2 pseudogenes are annotated in these 1,203 nt (G+C 69.6%); both read left to right on the forward strand.

Annotated elements, in window-relative coordinates:
* Positions 1 to 257: pseudogene (locus HUK84_RS19135) on the forward strand (hypothetical protein); the annotation flags it as partial.
* Positions 258 to 309: 52 nt separating this feature from the next.
* Positions 310 to 1,203: pseudogene (locus HUK84_RS19140) on the forward strand (hypothetical protein); the annotation flags it as partial.

Here is a 1,203-nt window from a genome sequence, read left to right on the forward strand (position 1 = left end):
ACATCGTGCGCGGCGCCGACGACCCGGGCGGCCCCACCGGCCTGCTGTTCGACCGGCAGACGCCGGACTCCATCGCCGATGCCGTCGCGCGCTTCGTGGCCCTGGAACCGCTGATGACGCCGGAACTCTGCCGGGCCAATGCCCTGCGCTTTTCCGAGGAATCGTTTCGCGACGCCTTCCGCGCGCTGGTCGGCCGATCGATGTCCGACATGGCGAATTCCGTGCAACCCGCGCCGTATGACGCCGCTTATTCCTGACCGCGCGCTTGGCGCGTCGGCGTGTTGATGGCTGTCCCGGAGGGCGATTGTCGTGTCTGTCCCTGTCATCGGTCTGGTGTTGATGCCGCTCTGCCTGCTCCTGCTCAGGCGGCCGGCCGGCCTCCTCGCGCTTCTCCTGCTGGCGGGCGCCTTTCCCGCGGGGGCCGCGGTGGTCTTCGGCGGGCTGGGGGTGCAGCCGGCGCTGGTGCCGGCGCTCGCCTTCATGACCTATGCGGGGATGCAGCGCCTGCTGGGGGTGCGCTATCCCGGCGACACGGCCGCGCGCGCCTTGTACATGCCGTTCGTGCTGACGACCGCATGGGCCGTGGTGGGCTCGCTGGTCATGCCGCGCCTGTTCATGGACAGGGTCTGGGTCTGGCCGCAGAAGAATGACGGCGTGGCCGCGCAGGTGCTGCTCGCGCCCAATTTCGGCAATATCAGCCAGGACCTGTACCTGGTGCTCGACGTCGCGCTGATGGTTCTGGCGGCGGGCTACCTGACCCGTCCCGACATCCGGATCGACCGGCTCTATCGCGCCTATCTGTGGACCGGCTGGGTGGTGTTCGGGCTCTGCGTCTGGCAGATGGCGCACCGCCTGGCCGGCGTCCCCTTTCCGGACGACGTGCTCTACTCCAATCCCGGCTGGTCGATCCTCAGCGGCCAGATGGCCGGACCGGTGCCGCGCATCAACGCCTCGTTTTCCGAACCCGCGGCCTGCGCCAGCTTCCTGTCGGGCATACTATATTCGACGACCTGGGTGGTGCTGCAGGGCTACCGGCTGCCGATGGCGCGGCTGCTGCTGCCCGCCTCCGCCATCGGGCTGCTCTTCACCACCTCCACCACGGGCTTCGCCACCGTGGCAGTGGGGCTGTGCCTGCTGCCCCTGGCCGCGATGGCGACGGGATCGCTGCGCCTGGCGGGGCGGGTCGTGCGGCTGGCCATCATC

Origin of the sequence: Nguyenibacter vanlangensis, assembly GCF_013376155.1 — a bacterium.
GTDB lineage: Bacteria > Pseudomonadota > Alphaproteobacteria > Acetobacterales > Acetobacteraceae > Gluconacetobacter > Gluconacetobacter vanlangensis.